Source organism: Streptomyces sp. WM4235, from assembly GCF_001279725.1.
Taxonomy (GTDB): domain Bacteria; phylum Actinomycetota; class Actinomycetes; order Streptomycetales; family Streptomycetaceae; genus Streptomyces.
Map to the genome: position 1 here is coordinate 1 of NZ_LGDE01000005.1, position 15,964 is coordinate 15,964.

General features: G+C 72.0%; 15 protein-coding genes. 10 read left to right on the top strand and 5 right to left on the bottom strand.

The features are described 5' to 3' along the window. A partial coding sequence (locus ADK55_RS01900; RefSeq protein ID WP_159041250.1) for a GNAT family N-acetyltransferase occupies positions 1-431 on the top strand: 431 nt, incomplete at its 5' end. Positions 432-514: 83 nt separating this feature from the next. Here the strand turns inward: ADK55_RS01900 and ADK55_RS01905 are convergent. Beyond that, positions 515-1,276, bottom strand: coding sequence for an SDR family NAD(P)-dependent oxidoreductase (locus tag ADK55_RS01905; protein ID WP_053675321.1), 762 nt, complete (start codon positions 1,274-1,276; stop codon positions 515-517). A gap of 276 nt (positions 1,277-1,552) precedes the next feature. Here ADK55_RS01905 and ADK55_RS01910 point away from each other — a divergent pair, with 276 nt between their 5' ends. Further along, a complete protein-coding gene (locus ADK55_RS01910) occupies positions 1,553-2,029 on the top strand; it encodes a hypothetical protein (protein ID WP_234349847.1) in 477 nt (158 codons plus the stop codon). 150 nt (positions 2,030-2,179) lie between these two features. Here the strand turns inward: ADK55_RS01910 and ADK55_RS01915 are convergent, their stop codons facing one another. The 3 genes from ADK55_RS01915 to ADK55_RS01925 form a co-directional block, all read right to left on the bottom strand. Next, positions 2,180-3,790, bottom strand: coding sequence for an FAD-dependent oxidoreductase (locus tag ADK55_RS01915; RefSeq protein ID WP_078998347.1), 1,611 nt, complete (start codon positions 3,788-3,790; stop codon positions 2,180-2,182). 41 nt (positions 3,791-3,831) lie between these two features. Further along, positions 3,832-4,581 carry a Mut7-C RNAse domain-containing protein gene (locus ADK55_RS01920; RefSeq protein WP_053675325.1) on the bottom strand — a complete coding sequence of 250 codons (750 nt, stop codon included), beginning with the start codon at positions 4,579-4,581 and terminating at the stop codon, positions 3,832-3,834. Positions 4,582-5,666: 1,085 nt separating this feature from the next. After that, positions 5,667-6,104 carry a hypothetical protein gene (locus tag ADK55_RS01925; RefSeq protein ID WP_053675327.1) on the bottom strand — a complete coding sequence of 146 codons (438 nt, stop codon included), beginning with the start codon at positions 6,102-6,104 and terminating at the stop codon, positions 5,667-5,669. A 295-nt stretch (positions 6,105-6,399) separates the two neighbouring features. Here ADK55_RS01925 and hemL point away from each other — a divergent pair, with 295 nt between their 5' ends. The 7 genes from hemL (at position 6,400) to ccsB (ending at position 14,235) form a co-directional block, all read left to right on the top strand. Continuing rightward, complete coding sequence (gene hemL, locus ADK55_RS01930; protein WP_053675329.1) at positions 6,400-7,722, top strand: glutamate-1-semialdehyde 2,1-aminomutase; 1,323 nt, start codon at positions 6,400-6,402, stop codon at positions 7,720-7,722. Between the two features lie 83 nt (positions 7,723-7,805). Then, positions 7,806-8,453 carry a histidine phosphatase family protein gene (locus ADK55_RS01935; protein WP_107089081.1) on the top strand — a complete coding sequence of 216 codons (648 nt, stop codon included), beginning with the start codon at positions 7,806-7,808 and terminating at the stop codon, positions 8,451-8,453. Between the two features lie 240 nt (positions 8,454-8,693). Next, positions 8,694-9,938, top strand: a complete 1,245-nt coding sequence (locus ADK55_RS01940; protein ID WP_053675333.1) for a hypothetical protein — start codon at positions 8,694-8,696, stop codon at positions 9,936-9,938. A 66-nt stretch (positions 9,939-10,004) separates the two neighbouring features. After that, complete coding sequence (locus tag ADK55_RS01945) at positions 10,005-10,640, top strand: TlpA family protein disulfide reductase (RefSeq protein ID WP_053675335.1); 636 nt, start codon at positions 10,005-10,007, stop codon at positions 10,638-10,640. Positions 10,641-10,644: 4 nt separating this feature from the next. Then, a complete protein-coding gene (locus ADK55_RS01950) occupies positions 10,645-11,430 on the top strand; it encodes a cytochrome c biogenesis CcdA family protein (protein ID WP_053675337.1) in 786 nt (261 codons plus the stop codon). Positions 11,431-11,443: 13 nt separating this feature from the next. Further along, positions 11,444-13,156, top strand: a complete 1,713-nt coding sequence (resB, locus tag ADK55_RS01955; protein WP_078998350.1) for a cytochrome c biogenesis protein ResB — start codon at positions 11,444-11,446, stop codon at positions 13,154-13,156. Next, positions 13,156-14,235: a c-type cytochrome biogenesis protein CcsB gene (gene ccsB, locus ADK55_RS01960; protein ID WP_053675339.1), complete on the top strand. Its 1,080-nt coding sequence runs from the start codon at positions 13,156-13,158 to the stop codon at positions 14,233-14,235. Before resB ends, ccsB begins: the two co-directional genes overlap by 1 nt. 154 nt (positions 14,236-14,389) lie before the next feature. Here ccsB and ADK55_RS01965 read toward each other — a convergent pair whose 3' ends face one another. After that, a complete protein-coding gene (locus tag ADK55_RS01965) occupies positions 14,390-14,806 on the bottom strand; it encodes a MarR family winged helix-turn-helix transcriptional regulator (protein ID WP_053675347.1) in 417 nt (138 codons plus the stop codon). Positions 14,807-14,983: 177 nt separating this feature from the next. Here ADK55_RS01965 and ADK55_RS01970 point away from each other — a divergent pair, with 177 nt between their 5' ends. After that, entirely contained in the window at positions 14,984-15,355 is a 372-nt protein-coding gene (locus ADK55_RS01970; RefSeq protein ID WP_053675341.1) for a cupin domain-containing protein, read from the top strand. The last annotated feature ends 609 nt before the right edge of the window (positions 15,356-15,964 follow it).

A 15,964-nucleotide genomic window follows, 5' to 3' on the forward strand; every position in this document is an offset into this window, starting at 1 on the left:
GTGCCGAGGTGGGGTCTGGTGTGGGAGCCGGGGCGGGTGCCGGGGCCGGGGCCGCGGCGGGGTCTGGTGCGGGAGCCGGAGCGGGGGCGGCGGTCACGCTGCTCGCCGTGGTCGACGGCCGCCCCCTGGCCCTGTCCGTGACGCTCCCCTCCGCGGCCCGGCCCGACCACGCGGAGATCGCCAGCTTCTACGCGCACCCCGACGGCTGGGGCACCGGCGTGGCCGCCGCCCTGATGGAAGAGACCCTGCGCGGCCTGCGCGCGCGGGGGTACGCCGGGGTGCACCTGTGGACCCTGCGCGACACCCCGCAGTCCCGCCGCTTCTACGTCAAGTGCGGTTTCGCGGAGTGCGGTACCGCGCGCGCCTTCGACTTCGGGGAGGGCAACCTCCTCGAACAGGTCGAGTACGCGCGGTCGCTGCCGGCGGGCTGACTGCCGGGTGCTGGGTGCCGGGTGCTGACTGTCGAGTGCTGGGTGCTGGGTTCGGGTGCTGGGTTCGGGGGCCGGGCCGATGACTACAGCTCGCGGTGGACCTTCGTGTTCGAGGCCTGGGCGCGGGGGCGGACCACCAGCAGGTCGATGTTGACGTGGCTGGGGCGGGTCACCGCCCACGTGATGGTGTCGGCCACGTCATCGGCGGAGAGGGGCTCCGCGACGCCGGCGTAGACCTTCTCCGCCTTGTCTGCGTCACCCCGGAAGCGGGTCTTCGCGAACTCCTCGGTCTTGACCATGCCGGGAGCGATCTCGATGACGCGCACGGGCTGCCCGACGATCTCCAGGCGGAGGGTCTCGGCGAGGACGCGGGCGCCGTTCTTGGCGGCGACGTAACCCGCGCCACCCTCGTAGGTGGAGTGGCCGGCGGTGGACGAGAGCACGACGACCGTGCCGTCACCGGAGGCGACGAGGGCGGGCAGCAGCGCCTGGGTGACGTGCAGCGTGCCGATGACGTTGACCTCGTACATCGTGCGCCAGTCGGCGGGGTCGCCAGTGGCGACGGGCTCGGCCCCGAGGGCGCCGCCGGCGTTGTTCACGATCACGTCGCAGCGCTCCAGCGAGGCGGCGAAGGCGTCGACGGCGGCGCGGTCGGTGACGTCGAGCGCGTACGCGGTGGCCTGGTGACCGGCCTCGGTCAGCTCGGCGGCGAGGGCCTCGATGCGGTCCTTGCGGCGGGCCGTGAGGACGACGTGGTAGCCGGCTGCGGCGAGCTGCCGGGCGGTGGCCGCACCGATTCCGCTGCTCGCGCCGGTGACTACGGCGGTTCGGGTGGCCGTGCTCATGGGCGGGGCTCCTCGTTCGATCGTGGGCGCGTCGTGCGTCGTGCGTCTTGTGTCTTGTGTCGTGCGTTTTGTGTCTCGGGTCGTGCGTCTTGCTTCTCGGGTCGTGTGGTCGTCGTACGTACGGACTCGCGCGTACGGACGATTCCCCGCCAGCATAGGCGGCCGGGTGGATGCGGCCGGTCGGCCCCGGGAGCGGGTGGGCACGCCCACTTTCGTGTGATGGTCCGACCGGTCGGGCCGGGGGCCCGTTAGCGTCCGCGCGAGGAGGTGGTGTCGGTGCGCCGTGGTGCCGTACGAAGTGTGGTGATGGCGGGCTCGCTGGTGCTCGCGGGCGTCGGAGGCGTCGGAAGCTCCGTGGCGTCGGCGGGGCCCGAGGCGGATGTCGCCTACCACGGGAGGGTCTCCCTGGGCCATGCGCAGTTGCGGGTCTGGTTGGTCCCGGAGAACGAGGGGCCGTCGGCGCTGCCCAACGCCACGGTGCGGATGCGGCTCACGACCGACCTCGCGGACCGGCAGGAGCTGGCCGAGGGCTGCGCCCGGGCGGGGCTGCGCGAGGTGGTCTGCGAGACGGGCGCGCTGCCGCAGCACGGCCGGGGCCGGCACATCGGGCTGCTGCTGGCGCTGCGCGAGCCGGTCCCGGAGGTGGTGCTGCGGGTCGACACGTATTGGAACGGCGGCGCGACCGACCGGAACCACATGAACAACGAGCACGTGGTGCTGGCGCTGGACACGGGCGACTCGTACGCCTTCTGAGCGCGGCGCGGCGCGGCTGCGGGCTGGGTGCTCCGGGCTCGGGGCGGCGGGCTTCGTGCTCCGGGCTCCGGGTGGCGGGCTCCGGGCTTCGGGGCGCTGTGTACGGAAGCCGTCGCCCGGGGCTCCCGATCCGGGCGACGGCCTTTCGGCTTACGGCTCGCGCTTCGTGGCTCCGGTTCCGGGGAGCAGCCAGCGTGCGGTGGCCGCCGCGATCTCGGAGTCCGAGGCGTGCTCGGCGCTCCAGGCCAGGTATCCGTCGGGGCGTACGAGAACGCAGGCCGTACGGTCGTCCGCCCGCCAGTGGTGATGGGTCAGGGGCGCTCCGGGCGGGGTGGCCCGGCCGGGCGGGGTGACGAGGACGAAGCCGCCGGCGCGCAGGGCCTCGTACAGCCGCAGGCCCCCGGCGAGCGGCAGGTCGGGGGCGCGCCGGCCCGCGAGCGTGGGACGGCGGACGCCGGCCGGCGGCGGATAGGCGATGCCGAGGCCGGAGATCGTGGCGAGGGCGCGGTCCTGGGCGGGGCCGACCCGGGCGAGGACGCCCGTGGCGAGCTTGCGGGCGGCGCGCAGGACGGGTCCGCCGACCATGACGGTGCGGACGAGGGCCCCGCTGACGCGCAGAACGCGGCGTCCGACCGGACGGCGCTCGCGGTGGTAGCTGTCGAGGAGGGCCTCGGGGTCGGGGGCCTGCCCGTGGAGGACGGCGGCGAGCTTCCAGGAGAGATTGGCGGCGTCCTGGAGGCCGGTGTTCATGCCGAGGCCGCCGGCGGGGGAGTGGACGTGGGCGGCGTCGCCGGCGAGGAAGACGCGGCCGACGCGGTATCGGGGGACCTGACGTTCGTCGCTCTGGAAGCGGGACATCCAGCGCGGGTCGTGCATGCCGTGGTCGGTGCCGAGGGCCTGGCGGGTGATCTCGCGCACCTCGTCGAGGTCGACGGGGTTGGTGGGGTCGACGGGGTCGAGGGGGTCGCCGGGGTTGGCGGGGTTGGCGGGCCCGGCGGCGGGGTCGGGGGTGTCGGGGGTGTCGTGGCGCCAGGCGATGGCGCGGTACCAGCCGTCGCCGAAGGGGACGAGGAAGGCGAAGGCGTCGGCGGTGCCGTTGGCGGTGAGGACGTCCCGCGGCGGGTCGGTGAGGCGGACGTCGGCCAGGACCATCGAGCGGACGACGGCAGCCTTGCCGGGGAAGGGGAGGCCGAGGGCTTCGCGGAGGGTGGAGCGGACCCCGTCGGCGCCCACCGCGTGGCGGGCGTGGATCACCCGGGTGGGGTGGATCGGTTCGTCCGTCGGGCCGGCCGGGTCCGTCGGGCCGGTCGTGTCCGTCGCGTGGCCGGCGGTGGTGAGGGTGACGGTGTCGCGGTCCTGCTGGATGCCGGTGATCCGACAGTCGTACCGGATGTGCACACCTGTGGACAGAGCGCGACGCTCCAGGAGTTTCTCTGTCTCATATTGGGGGGTGATGAGTACGAAGGGGTAGCGGGAGCGCAGGCGTTGGAGGGAGAGGGTCATGCCACCGAAGGGGCGTACGCGGTCGATCCGTCGGCCGGTGGAGACGAGTTCGTCGGCGAGGCCGCGCGCGTCGAGGAGTTCGAGGGTGCGCGCGTGGACGGCGAAGGCGCGGGTGAGGTTGGCGGCGGTGCGGGGGCGTTGCTCGACGAGGGTGACGGAGAGTCCGGCGGCGGCGAGGTCACCGGCGAGCAGGAGCCCGGTGGGGCCCGCGCCGACGACGACCACGTCGACGATGTCCTTGGCGGCAGCGTCAGTCATGCCCCGGCAGTCTGCCGGCCGGGGCCCTCCGTGGAGTCGGTCTAGGCGTTGGCATCGTCGCCGAATTCCGCGACCGCTTCGTCGACGATCCGTTCCAGGCGCGCGTGATGAGCGCCCCGCCAGTAGACGCGCTCACAGTCGGCGCACTGGGCGAACACGTCGTAGGAGCGCTGCGTGCCGTGTTCGAGACGGTCGCCCACGCTGTCCTTGTCGGCCTCCCGCAGGGAGCCGTTGCAGGCGGTGCAGCGGGTCCAAGGCGTGAGCTTCGGGGCGAACCGGCTGAGGACGTCGCGCAGTTGCTCGTCGGGGTTGTCGCTGTACACGTACGCCCCGGCGAAGATCTCGCGACGGCGGAGCAGGCCGCGGTCACGGGAGAGCAGCACGCGCCGCTCGGCGGCCGAGCGGGTGGCGAGGGCCGGGTCGCCGATGTCCTCGTTCTCGTAGGCGGTGTCGACGCCGAGGAGGCGCAGTCGGCGGGCGAGGGTGCCGAGGTGCACGTCGAGGAGGAAACGGAGGGGGGTGTCGGGGTGGCCCTGCGCGACCTGTTGGGGGCGGTCGACGGCGAAGACCTCGACGGACTCGCCCTCCCGGGGCACGTGGGAGACGGGCACTTCCTGCCCGTCGACGAGGATCCGGCCGACCTCGGTGAGCGGGACGCCTGCCGATTCGACGACGTGGCCGAGGCTGGAGGCGCCGTCGGTGGTCGTCGGCACGCGTGCGGCGCGCCGGCTCGGCGAGGCGAACACGTGCAGTTCAGGGGCGAGGGTGAGCTGAATCCCGGGTCCGTTCACAGGGCCAGCATGCCATCGGCCGGATGGGGGTGAGGCCGAATTACGCGGTGGCGGATGACGTGGTGGCGGCCGCCGTCACGGGCCCGGGCCCGCACGGTGCCGCGGCTGCACGGTGCCCCGGCTGCGGCTGCACGGTGCCCCGGCTGCGGGACGGGGTGCGGATCGGGGGCGGGGGCGGGGGTACGGGATACGAGGCGCGGAACGAGAGGTCACCGCCGATGGGGCGCACCTTGCGCGGTTCGTCCCGATGGCCGACGCGGGGGCCGCTCACCTTCCGGTGCGGACGCGCTCCCGCTCGCCGAGACCACCGAGGGCCACGCGCGTCACGTGGGCCGGGGCGGGGCGCGCCGTGCAGCGTCACTGCGTCGCGCTGGGTCGGGGCGGGCTGCGTTGGGCTCCGCCGTGCTGGGTTGTGCCGCGCCGCGCCGCGCTGTGCCGTGGCGCGCCGCGCCGCGCCGCGCTGTGCCGCGTCGGGCTGGGCGTGCCGTGCTCCGCCGCGCTGCGCCGCGTCGGGCTGGCGGTGCCGGGCTGTGTTGGGCTCCGCCGCGCCGCCTCGGACTGGCCCTGCCGGGCTCCGCCAGGCAGGGCTTCGCCGGGCGCGCCGCGCCGCGCCCGGCCGAGTTCCGCCGCGCCCGCGCCGCGCCCGTGCCGCGCCGGGCACGGAAGGGCGGCATGCCCTCGGGCGGCCGTGACCTCGGAAGGCACCCCGGCCTGCGGCCAACTGGCCCCGACCCGCGCCCCCGACCCCCCGACCCGCGCCCCCGACCCCGCGGCCCCGACCCCCGGCCAGCTGGCCGCAGGCCCGTCGCTCCGTCCGTATCCGCGGCGCGGAACCCCGACGGGAACCCCGACCGTGACCTCTGTCACAGTCGGGGGCGGGCGCATCACAGGGGGAGGCGCATCGCCGTCACAGGCGGGCGCGTCGCCCTCGCGGGCGCCGTCAGAGTCGGGGCGCATGACCGTAGCCGTAGCCGCCCCTTGCGGACGCCCCTGCGGGCGGTACGCATGGCCGTAGCCGTAGCCGTAGCCGTAGCCGTAGCCGTAGCCGTAGCCGTAGCCGTAGCCGTAGGCGGCGTCGGCGCCCGTCAGGGCCAGACGAGGCAGTACGGCTGGTGGCCCGCTTCGTGGAGGCGGTGGGAGAAGTCCTGCCACTCGTGGAGGAGCTGGTAGACGTTGAACGCGTCACGCGGGCCGCCGCGGTCCGGGACGGTGGACCAGATGAAGGCGGCCGCGCCGACCGATTCCTCGCCGACGCCGCGTAGCGGGTCGACCACCGTCATCGGCAGCTTGACCACGGCGTAGTCGGGGTGGAGGACGACCAGTTCGAGCGGCGGCACCTTGTGGAGGGGTATGCCCTCGATGCCGGTGAGGACCATCGCCGCGACCGTCTCCGGCTTGATCTTGGTGAACAGGCCGCCCATGCCGAGCTCGTCGCCGCCCAGTTCCTCGGGACGCATGGTCACCGGGACCCTGGCGGCGGTCGCGCCGTCGGGGGCGCCGAAGTACTTGTACGTCACGCCCATGCCGCGCCCCCTGGGGAGGCCGTCGGGTGACCGGATGGGGTTGGGGACGGGATCTGCCGCGTCCGCGGCCCGGCGCCGGTGCTTCCCTCGGCGGCGGGCATCACGGGCGCGCTGCGGGTCCAGGCCGTCCGTGCCCTCGCCCGGTCCACCACCGCGTTGCATATCTCCACCCGACTGGTATTGCCTGCCCCGGCCCCGCGGCCCCCGCCACGCAGCCTGATCATCATGGCAGTGACCTCCCCCGGGGCGGCGCGGTGAAACGCCCGTCCGCAAGTCTGTCGCGGCCTCTGAGACCATGGCTGGTGTGAGCTACCCGTATCCGTATGAAGCCCCAGTCTCGCAGAACCTGTTTACGCGCGCGTCCGTTGTGACGCCCGGCGGCGTGAACTCTCCCGTGCGCGCCTTCCGCGCGGTGGGGGGTACGCCCAGGTTCATGGTGTCTGGTACCGGTCCGTATCTGACCGATGCCGACGGCCGCGAGTATGTCGACCTGGTCTGCTCGTGGGGACCGATGATCCTCGGCCATTCCCACCCGGCCGTGATCGAGGCCGTGCAGGCCGCGGTCGCCCGCGGCACGTCCTTCGGTACGCCCGGTGAGGGCGAGGTGGCGCTGGCGGAGGAGATCGTCGCGCGTGTCGAACCCGTCGAGCAGGTCCGCCTGGTGTCCTCGGGCACCGAGGCGACCATGTCGGCGATCCGGCTGGCCCGTGGGTTCACCGGCCGCGCCAAGATCGTGAAGTTCGCCGGTTGCTACCACGGTCACGTCGACGCGCTGCTGGCCGCCGCCGGTTCCGGTCTGGCGACCTTCGCCCTTCCCGACACCCCGGGTGTCACGGGAGCGCAGGCCGGGGACACGATCGTGCTCCCGTACAACGACCTCGACGCGGTACGGGCGGCGTTCGCCGCGCACCCCGGCGAGATCGCCTGCGTGATCACCGAGGCGGCGCCCGGCAACATGGGCGTGGTGACGCCGGCCGAGGGCTTCAACCAGGGGCTCGCGGACGCGTGCCGGGAGAACGGCGCCCTGTACATCTCGGACGAGGTGATGACCGGTTTCCGCACCTCGCGTGCCGGTTGGTACGGCGTGGACGGGGTCAAGCCCGACCTGATGACCTTCGGCAAGGTCATGGGCGGCGGCTTCCCGGCCGCGGCGTTCGGTGGCCGCGCCGACGTCATGGGCCACCTGGCCCCGGTGGGCCCGGTCTACCAGGCGGGCACCCTTTCCGGGAATCCGATCGCGACCGCCGCCGGTCTGGCGCAGCTGCGGCTGCTGGACGACGCGACGTACGAGAAGGTCGACTCGGTCTCCGCCCAGGTTCAGGCGCTGGTCACCGAGGCCCTGACCAAGGAGGGTGTGGCGCACCGGCTGCAGACCGCCTCCAACATGTTCTCGGTGTTCTTCACCGAGAACGAGGTGAAGAACTACGACGACGCCAAGAAGCAGGAGTCCTTCCGCTTCAACGGCTTCTTCCACTCGATGCTGGCACAGGGCGTCTACCTGCCGCCGTCGGCGTTCGAGTCCTGGTTCGTGTCCAGCGCCCACGACGAGCGGGCCATCGAGCGGATCGCCGCGGCCCTGCCCGCCGCGGCCCGCGCCGCAGCGGAGGCCACCGCATGAGCACCAACGGAACCAACGACACGGGCGCGGGCGCCGAGACCGCCGGTCCCGCCAATCCCCCCGACATCACCGTCGTGCACCTGATGCGCCACGGCGAGGTGCACAACCCGGACGGTGTGCTCTACGGCCGCCGCGCCGGTTACCACCTCTCCGAGCTGGGCCGGCAGATGGCCGACCGGGTCGCGGAGCATCTCCAGGGCCGGGACATCACGCACGTCGTGGCGTCCCCGTTGGAGCGGGCGCAGGAGACGGCCGCGCCCGTCGCGAAGGTGCACGGACTGGACCTGGCGACCGACGGTCGGCTGATCGAGGCGGGCAACGTCTTCGAGGGCAAGACCTTCGGTGTGGGCGACGGTGCGCTGCGCAAGCCGGAGAACTGGAAGCACCTGACGAACCCCTTCAAGCCGTCCTGGGGCGAGCCGTACGTGGAGCAGGTGGTGCGGATGATGAGCGCCATCGAGGCCGCGCGCGATGCGGCCCGCGGCCACGAGGCGGTGGCGGTCAGTCACCAGCTGCCGATCTGGATCGTGCGCAGCTTCGCGGAGAAGCGTCGGCTGTGGCACGACCCGAGGCGCCGTCAGTGCACGCTGGCGTCGCTGACCTCGTTCACGTACCAGGGCGACAAGCTGGTGTCGGTGGGCTACAGCGAGCCGGCCCGGGACCTGGTGCCGGCGCATCTGCTGGCCGGTGCGAAGCCGGTGAAGGGGAAGTCGAAGGCCTTCGGAGCCTGAGACGTACGGGGTCGACACCTTCGGGGCCGATGCTTTCGTCGGGCCCGGCCCGGGCTTCCTTCGGGGGGTCCGGGCTCTGTCGTGTCGGCCCGGAGACCGCCCGGCAGCCGCGCGCTTCGTAAGGCAGCGGCGTGGCGGCCCATGACCTGCCCATGGGTTTCTCTATTTTCATACAAGTCGACCACGGCGCGCCGTGATCGGACTTCATTCGCCTCTGATTGTCCGTTTGTATGACATTTCATGAGCGATGTGGGCAGGACACGGGACTTCACCCGACGCGGCGCCCTCGGCCTCGGGCTCGGCGCCGTCGCGCTGGGCGTCGGCGGCTGCGGTGGCGGCTCCGGTTCGAGAGACTCCGGGGCGCACCCGGACGCGACCGGCTCCGCGAAACCCGGACCGCCCGCCGTGACGCGCATCGGGGACGGCTCCACCGCGAACACCGGGCCCCAGCCCCACCAGCCCCCCGCCCCCGTCCCGCTCCAGCCGGGCGAGACGCCGCCCCAGTTCGTGGTCTTCAGCTGGGACGGCGCGGGCGAGGTCGGCAACGGTCTCTTCCCCCGCTTCCTCAAGGTCGCCAAGGACCACGGCGCGGCCATGACCTTCTTCCTCTCCGGCCTCTACCTCCTGCCGGAGTCCAAGAAGCACCTGTACCGGCCGCCGAACAACCCCGTCGGGGCCTCGGACATCGGCTACCTCAAGGACGAGAACGTCCGCAACACCCTCGGTCACGTGCGCCAGGCCTGGCTCGACGGCCACGAGATCGGGACGCATTTCAACGGGCACTTCTGCGGCGGCTCCGGTTCCGTCGCCAAGTGGTCGCCGCAGGACTGGCACGACGAGATCGACCAGGCCGTGTCCTTCGTCACGAACTGGCGCACCAACACCGGGTTCACGGACCTCGAACCGTTGCCCTTCGACTACCGCAAGGAACTCGTCGGCGGTCGCACCCCCTGCCTGCTCGGCCAGGACGGCCTGTTGCCCACCGCGCGCGAGCGCGGCTGGCGCTACGACGCCTCCTCGCCCGGTGGCCTCCAGCAGTGGCCGGCGAAGAAGTCGGGCCTGTGGGACCTGCCCCTGCAGTCCCTGCCCTTTCCCGGTCACTCCTTCGAGGTGCTCTCGATGGACTACAACATCCTGGCGAACCAGTCGAAGAACACCACCAAGGGCGTCGCCGCCAACTACCCGGGCTGGCGCACCCAGGCCGCCGGCGCCTACCTCGGCGGCTTCCGGCGGGCCTACGAGACCAACCGCGCGCCCCTCTTCATCGGCAACCACTTCGAGGAGTGGAACGGCGGCATCTACATGGACGCCGTCGAGGAGGCCTTGAAGGGCATGGCGGACAAAAAGGACGTAAGGCTCGTATCCTTCCGGCAGTTCATCGACTGGCTGGACGTCCAGGACCCCAAGGTGTTGGCCCGGCTGCGGGGCCTCGCCCCCGGCCGGTCACCGGCCGGTGGCTGGCGCACGTATCTCACCGGCGCCTGACCGGCGTCTCGGTTCACCGTCGGGGGGCGTGGAAGATCCGCAAATCGCCCATGCGAAACTTTTCACATGAGCCTTAGCCGCGCCCCCCGTCGCCGCCGCTCGACCAGCGGCCGCGCCATCCTGCTGACCGCGGTGACCCTCGCGAGCGCCCTCACCCTTTCGGCGTGCAGCGATTCGGGCAGCGGCGGCAAACCCTCCGGTTCCGCCGGCGGCAACTACGTGACGGGCCCCAGCGGCATCTCCACCGTCGCCAAGGGGGACCGCGCCGAGGCCCCCAAGCTGGACGGCGAGACCGTGGACGGCAAGAACCTCGACGTCACCTCCCTCAAGGGCAAGGTCGTCGTCCTCAACGTGTGGGGCTCGTGGTGTCCGCCCTGCCGGGCCGAGGCCCCGTACTTCGCGAAGGTGTCCAAGGCCATGGCCGACGGCGGCAAGGACGTCGCCTTCGTCGGACTGAACACCCGCGACAACAGCAAGCAGAACGCCGCGTCCTTCGAGGAGACCTACGGGATCACCTACCCGAGCCTCTACGACCCGGACGGCAAGCTGATGCTCCGCTTCCCCAAGGGCACGCTCAACCCGCAGTCGATCCCCTCCACGATCGTCCTCGACAAGGAGGGCCGGATCGCCGCCCGCACCCTGGTCGCGGTCAACGAGGAGCAGCTGCGCTCGATGATCGACCCGCTCCTCGCGGAGAAGTGACCTCGTGGTCTCCGAGCTCCCCCACCTCGTCCTCGCCGCCGAGGCGACCGGCGTGAACACCACCGTCCTCAACGGCGCCCTGCTGCTGGCCCTGCCGCTCTCGCTGTTCGCGGGACTCGTGTCCTTCTTCTCGCCCTGCGTGCTGCCGCTGGTCCCCGGCTACCTGTCCTACGTGACCGGCGTGGGTGGAGCGGACCTCGCCGAGGCCCGACGCGGGCGGATGCTGGCCGGAGCGGGTCTGTTCGTCCTCGGCTTCACGGCCGTCTTCGTCTCCACGGGCGCGCTCTTCGGCTACTTCGGGGCGACCCTCGCGGACAACAAGGAACCCATCTCCAGGGCGCTGGGCGCGCTGGTGATACTCCTCGGCTTCTTCTTCATGGGCTGGATCCCCGGGCTGACGATGCGCGAGTTCCGCTTCCACAGGAAGCCGGCCGCCGGGCTGGTCGGCGCGCCCCTGCTGGGCGTGCTCTTCGGGGTCGGCTGGACCCCCTGCATGGGGCCGACGCTCGCGGCGGTCAACACGCTCTCCATCGACCAGGCGACGGCGGGCCGCGGCGCGCTGCTGACCGTCGTGTTCTGCCTGGGGCTGGGGCTGCCCTTCATCGTCACCGCCATCGCCTTCCGCAAGGCGCTCGGTGCGTTCGGCTGGGTGAAGAAGCACTATGCATGGGTGATGCGGATCGGCGGCGGCATGCTGATCCTCACCGGCCTGCTGCTCGTCACAGGATGGTGGGGCACGCTCATCAGCGACATGCAGGCCTGGACCGACGGCTTCACGGTGGGGATCTGAGGACTACACGGACATGAGTACGACCGACAAGGCGTCCACCGAGACGCCGCACGAGTCCACCGAGCAGGCCGAGGCCAACGCCGACGCCGCCGCGGGCGCCCAACTGTCCACAGCCCCCCTGGAGGACGGTCCCACCGCCCCCGTCGGCATCGGCGTGATCGGCTGGGCCCGCTGGTTCTGGCGGCAGCTCACCTCCATGCGGGTGGCGCTGATCCTGCTCTTCCTGCTGTCCCTGGGTTCCATCCCGGGCTCCCTGATCCCGCAGACCCAGGTCGACGCGATGAAGGTCGCGGAGTGGAAGCGGACCCACGACTTCTGGGTGCCCGTCGCCGAGAAGCTCCAGCTCTTCGACGTCTACAGCTCGGTGTGGTTCTCCGCGATCTACATCCTGCTGTTCGTGTCGCTGATCGGCTGCATCATCCCGCGCACCTGGCAGTTCGTCGGCCAGCTCACCGGCCGCCCGCCGGGCGCCCCCCGGCGGCTCGACCGGCTCCCCGCGTACGCGACGTGGCGCACGGAGAAGTCCCCGGACGAGGTGCTCTCGTACGCGAAGGACGTGCTCGGTGGCCGTCGCTTCCGCACCGAGGCGGCCCGGGACTCGGTGGCCGCCGAGAAGGGCTACCTGCGCGAGGCCGGCAACCTGGCCTTCCACATCGCCCTGATCTTCATGCTGGTGGCCTTCGCGGTCGGACAGCTCTACAAGTCCGAGGGCGGCAAGCTCGTCCTGCGCGGCAAGGGCTTCTCGAACACGCTCACCCAGTACGACGACTTCAAGTCCGGCAGCCTCTTCTCCTCGGACAACCTGCCGCCGTTCTCGTTCACCCTGGACAAGTTCGACGCGACGTACGAGAAGACCGGGCCGCAGAAGGGCACCCCGCGCGACTTCAAGGCGTACGTGACCTTCAGCGAGGGCGCGGGCGGCAAGCCGGTCAAGTCCGAGATCGAGGTCAACAAGCCGCTGGAGGTCGACGGCTCGAAGATCTTCCTCCTCGGTCACGGCTACGCGCCGGTCATCTCGGTGACCGACCCCAACGGCAAGGTGATCTACAAGGACGCCGTGCCGATGCTGCCCTTCGACGCGAACCTCAGCTCGTCGGGCGCCGTCAAGGTCACCGACGGCTACAGGAACAAGGACGGCAAGGCGGAGCAGCTCGGCTTCAACGCCATGTTCGTGCCCACCTTCGCGGGTGAGGGCAAGGGCACGATGCTCTCGCAGTTCCCGGCCCTGGACTTCCCCGTCCTCGCGCTCAGCGCCTACCACGGCAGCCTCGGCGTGGACTCGGGTCTGCCGCAGAACGTGTACCAGCTGAACACCTCGAAGATGAAGCAGTTCGAGGACGACAAGGGCGAGCTGTTCAAGCAGAAGCTGCTGCCCGGCGAGACGATGACCCTGCCGAACGGCGCGGGCACCGTGAAGTTCGAGAGCGTCGAGCGCTGGGCCACCTTCTCGGTCACCCAGCAGCCGGCCAACGGCCTGGCCCTCGCGGGCGCCGTCGTCGCGATCGGCGGCCTGGCCGCCTCGCTGTTCATCCAGCGCCGCCGGATCTGGGTCCGGGCGGTCACCGGCAAGGACGGCGTCACCGTCGTCGAGATGGCGGGCCTCGGCCGCAGCGAGTCCGCCAAGCTCCCGGAGGAGCTCGCGGTGCTCTCCGCCGCGCTCCACCAGCAGGCGCCCACCGCGCCCGACCAACCTGTCACGGAACCTGTCGAAGGGGAGCGCGGATGATGACGCCGCTCGCAGCCGCAGCCAACGAGAGTCTGGCTGAGCTCAGCAACTACCTGGTCTATTCGTCGATGGCGGTCTACACGCTCGCCTTCCTCGCGCACATCACCGAGTGGACGTTCGGCAGCCGCAGCAAGGTCGCCCGCACGGCCGCCGCGCTGACCACCGCCAAGAGCGCCCAGGCTCCCGCCGTGCAGGTGCGGTCCCAGGGCGGCACCGCCGTCCTGGACCGGCCGAAGGTCGTCACCCGGTCCGCCTCCGGCTCGCGGGACGTGCCGGACGGTCCGGGCGCGGCCGGCGGCACCGAGCGGGGAGACCTGTACGGGCGGGTCGCGGTCTCGCTGACCGTGCTCGGCTTCCTCATCGAGGCGGCCGGTGTCGTGGCCCGCGCCATGTCGGTGCAGCGGGCCCCCTGGGGCAACATGTACGAGTTCTCGGTGACCTTCTCCACGGTGGCCGTCGGCGCGTACCTGGTGCTGCTCCTGCTGAAGAAGAACGTGCGCTGGCTCGGTCTGATCCTCATCACCACCGTGCTGCTCGACCTGGGCATCGCCACCACGTGGCTGTACACCGACAGCGATCAGCTGGTGCCGGCCCTCCACTCGTACTGGCTGTGGATCCACGTCTCGACCGCCATCTTCTGCGGTGCGGTGTTCTACATCGGCGCGGCCGGCGCGGTGCTGTACCTGTTCCGCGACTCCTACGAGGCCCACCTCGAAGCCGGTCGCACGCCGGGCCGCTTCCGTTCCTCGGTCATGGAGCGGCTGCCTTCGGCGGCCTCGCTCGACAAGTTCTCGTACCGGATCAACGCGGCCGTCTTCCCGCTGTGGACCTTCACCATCGTGGCGGGCGCGATCTGGGCCGGCGACGCCTGGGGCCGCTACTGGGGCTGGGACCCCAAGGAGGTCTGGTCCTTCGTGACGTGGGTGGCGTACGCCTGCTACCTGCACGCCCGGGCCACCGCCGGCTGGAAGGGCCGCAAGGCCGCGTACCTGGCGCTCTTCGCCTTCGCCTGCTGGATCTGGAACTACTACGGCGTGAACATCCTGCTCAGCGGAAAGCACTCGTACGCGGGCGTCTGACGCGGGCGTCTGACGCGGGCGTTCGACCGCACGGGCACAGGCCCGTCGGTGTCACGGCTCATCCGAGCCGCGGCACCGGCGGGCCTTTCGCTTTCCCCGACACCGTTTCCCCGACGTCCTTTCCCCGACACCGTCGGTCAGGGGGCGGCGGGGTTCACCACACCGGCCGCAGGGCCGGAAGCGGGCCGTCCCCGTGCAGGGCGCGGACGACCCGGGTGAGTTCGTGCCGCAGCGCCGGGAGGTCGGCGGCGCCGCCGAGTTCGGCCTCCAGCTCGTGCATGATCGCGCCCGCGACGTTCAGGTGGTCGTAGGCCGCGCGGGTCAGGACCACCAGCTTGCGGCGGCCGCCCCCGGGGTGGGGCTCGCGCCGTACGTACCCGCGTCGCTCCAGGTCGTCGACCATCTGCCCGGCGGCCTGCTTGGTCACCCCGAGTCGCTCGGCGAGCTCGGTGGCGGTGGCGCCGGGCCCCTTGAGGACCTGGAAGGCCATGCCGTGCAGGGGGCGCAGGTCGCCTTCGCCGACGGCGGTGAGGCGGCGGGTGAACTCGGCCAGCAGGAGCTGGAACCCCATCCCGACGAGGAGGGTCAGCTCGATGCCGGGATCTTCGCTCCCGTGGCCGCGGTGTCCGGGGTCGCCGTTGCCGGCTTCGGTTCTGGTCACGGGATTCATGGTGACACGGGTGAGTCAACCTGCTTTACTCGGATCAGCGAGTAAAGCAGCTTTACTCATCTTGGAGAGGACTCCGTCATGCGCGTGATCCACCCTTCCCCCGACCACGTCACCGTCACCCCGAACGCCACGATGACCGGCCACGCCGCCCCCAGCCGGGGCAGCGCCGAACTGAGCACCTGGTACGTCGACATGCCCGCCGGGAGCGCCGGCCCCGAGCACTCCGTCACCCGCGAGCAGGTCTGGACGGTCACCTCGGGCACCCTGGAGGTCACCTCCGGGGGCCGCACCGAGACGGTCGCCGCGGGCCGGACCCTGGTCCTGCCGCCCGACGTGTCCCGCCGCATCAGCTCCCCCGAACGGTTCGAGGCCCACGTCGCCATGCGCGCCGACGGCATCGTCTCCGTCACCGGCACGGAAGGCACCCGGACCCTGCCCTGGGCCGTGTGACCGGGCAGGGCGGGGTCCGGGTGCCGCCGTCGGGCGCTCAGGCCCCCACCGGCTTGGGCGCCGGACCCGACTCGGGGGCCCCGGCCGCCGACGAACATCCGCCGCCGCCCGAACAGGTCGGCGGCGCGACCGCCCAACAGCATGCTCCAGCGCCTGGAGCGCCGCATCGGCGCGCCGCTCTCGGACCCGTACGGGCAGTTGCGCAGCGGTGACTTCGACGTCGCCTTCGCCGAGTTCCCGGTGCGCGAATCGGACCTGGGGGAGGGGCCGGTGCTGTCTCGGACGCCGAGCCCGCCGGTTACGGCCTGGTCTGGCGCGCGGCCGACAACTCGGGCGCGGTACGGGCCTTCGCGAGCGCGGCGCTCGACACGGTGGGACGGGGCACGGCGGGCCGAGGGGCCGCGCCGGGGGCCGGCCGCGCTGGTAAAATTGGGTGATTTCATGCCAGAAGGGTCAGAAGGGGGGCGGTGAACGCAACGGCTGTGGTGATCGCATGAGGAGTTCCCGAGCGGCCTGGCTCGCACCCTGCGTGGCCCTCGTGATCGCGGGCGGCGCCGTCCCCGCCGGATCGACCGCCACGGCGGCGACCAACCCCCCGCCCCCGCCCCG

Excerpts from the sequence above, each read along its gene's own strand:
- ccsB (WP_053675339.1), top strand. The coding sequence starts at position 13,156 with ATGACGCCGCTCGCAGCCGCAGCCAACGAGAGTCTGGCTGAGCTCAGC.
- ADK55_RS01905 (WP_053675321.1), bottom strand. The coding sequence starts at position 1,276 with ATGAGCACGGCCACCCGAACCGCCGTAGTCACCGGCGCGAGCAGCGGA.
- ADK55_RS01965 (WP_053675347.1), bottom strand. The coding sequence starts at position 14,806 with ATGGGGTTCCAGCTCCTGCTGGCCGAGTTCACCCGCCGCCTCACCGCC.
- ADK55_RS01915 (WP_078998347.1), bottom strand. The coding sequence starts at position 3,790 with ATGACTGACGCTGCCGCCAAGGACATCGTCGACGTGGTCGTCGTCGGC.
- ADK55_RS01935 (WP_107089081.1), top strand. The coding sequence starts at position 7,806 with ATGCGCCACGGCGAGGTGCACAACCCGGACGGTGTGCTCTACGGCCGC.
- ADK55_RS01970 (WP_053675341.1), top strand. The coding sequence starts at position 14,984 with ATGCGCGTGATCCACCCTTCCCCCGACCACGTCACCGTCACCCCGAAC.
- resB (WP_078998350.1), top strand. The coding sequence starts at position 11,444 with ATGAGTACGACCGACAAGGCGTCCACCGAGACGCCGCACGAGTCCACC.
- hemL (WP_053675329.1), top strand. The coding sequence starts at position 6,400 with ATGGCTGGTGTGAGCTACCCGTATCCGTATGAAGCCCCAGTCTCGCAG.
- ADK55_RS01925 (WP_053675327.1), bottom strand. The coding sequence starts at position 6,104 with ATGGGCGTGACGTACAAGTACTTCGGCGCCCCCGACGGCGCGACCGCC.
- ADK55_RS01940 (WP_053675333.1), top strand. The coding sequence starts at position 8,694 with ATGAGCGATGTGGGCAGGACACGGGACTTCACCCGACGCGGCGCCCTC.
- ADK55_RS01945 (WP_053675335.1), top strand. The coding sequence starts at position 10,005 with ATGAGCCTTAGCCGCGCCCCCCGTCGCCGCCGCTCGACCAGCGGCCGC.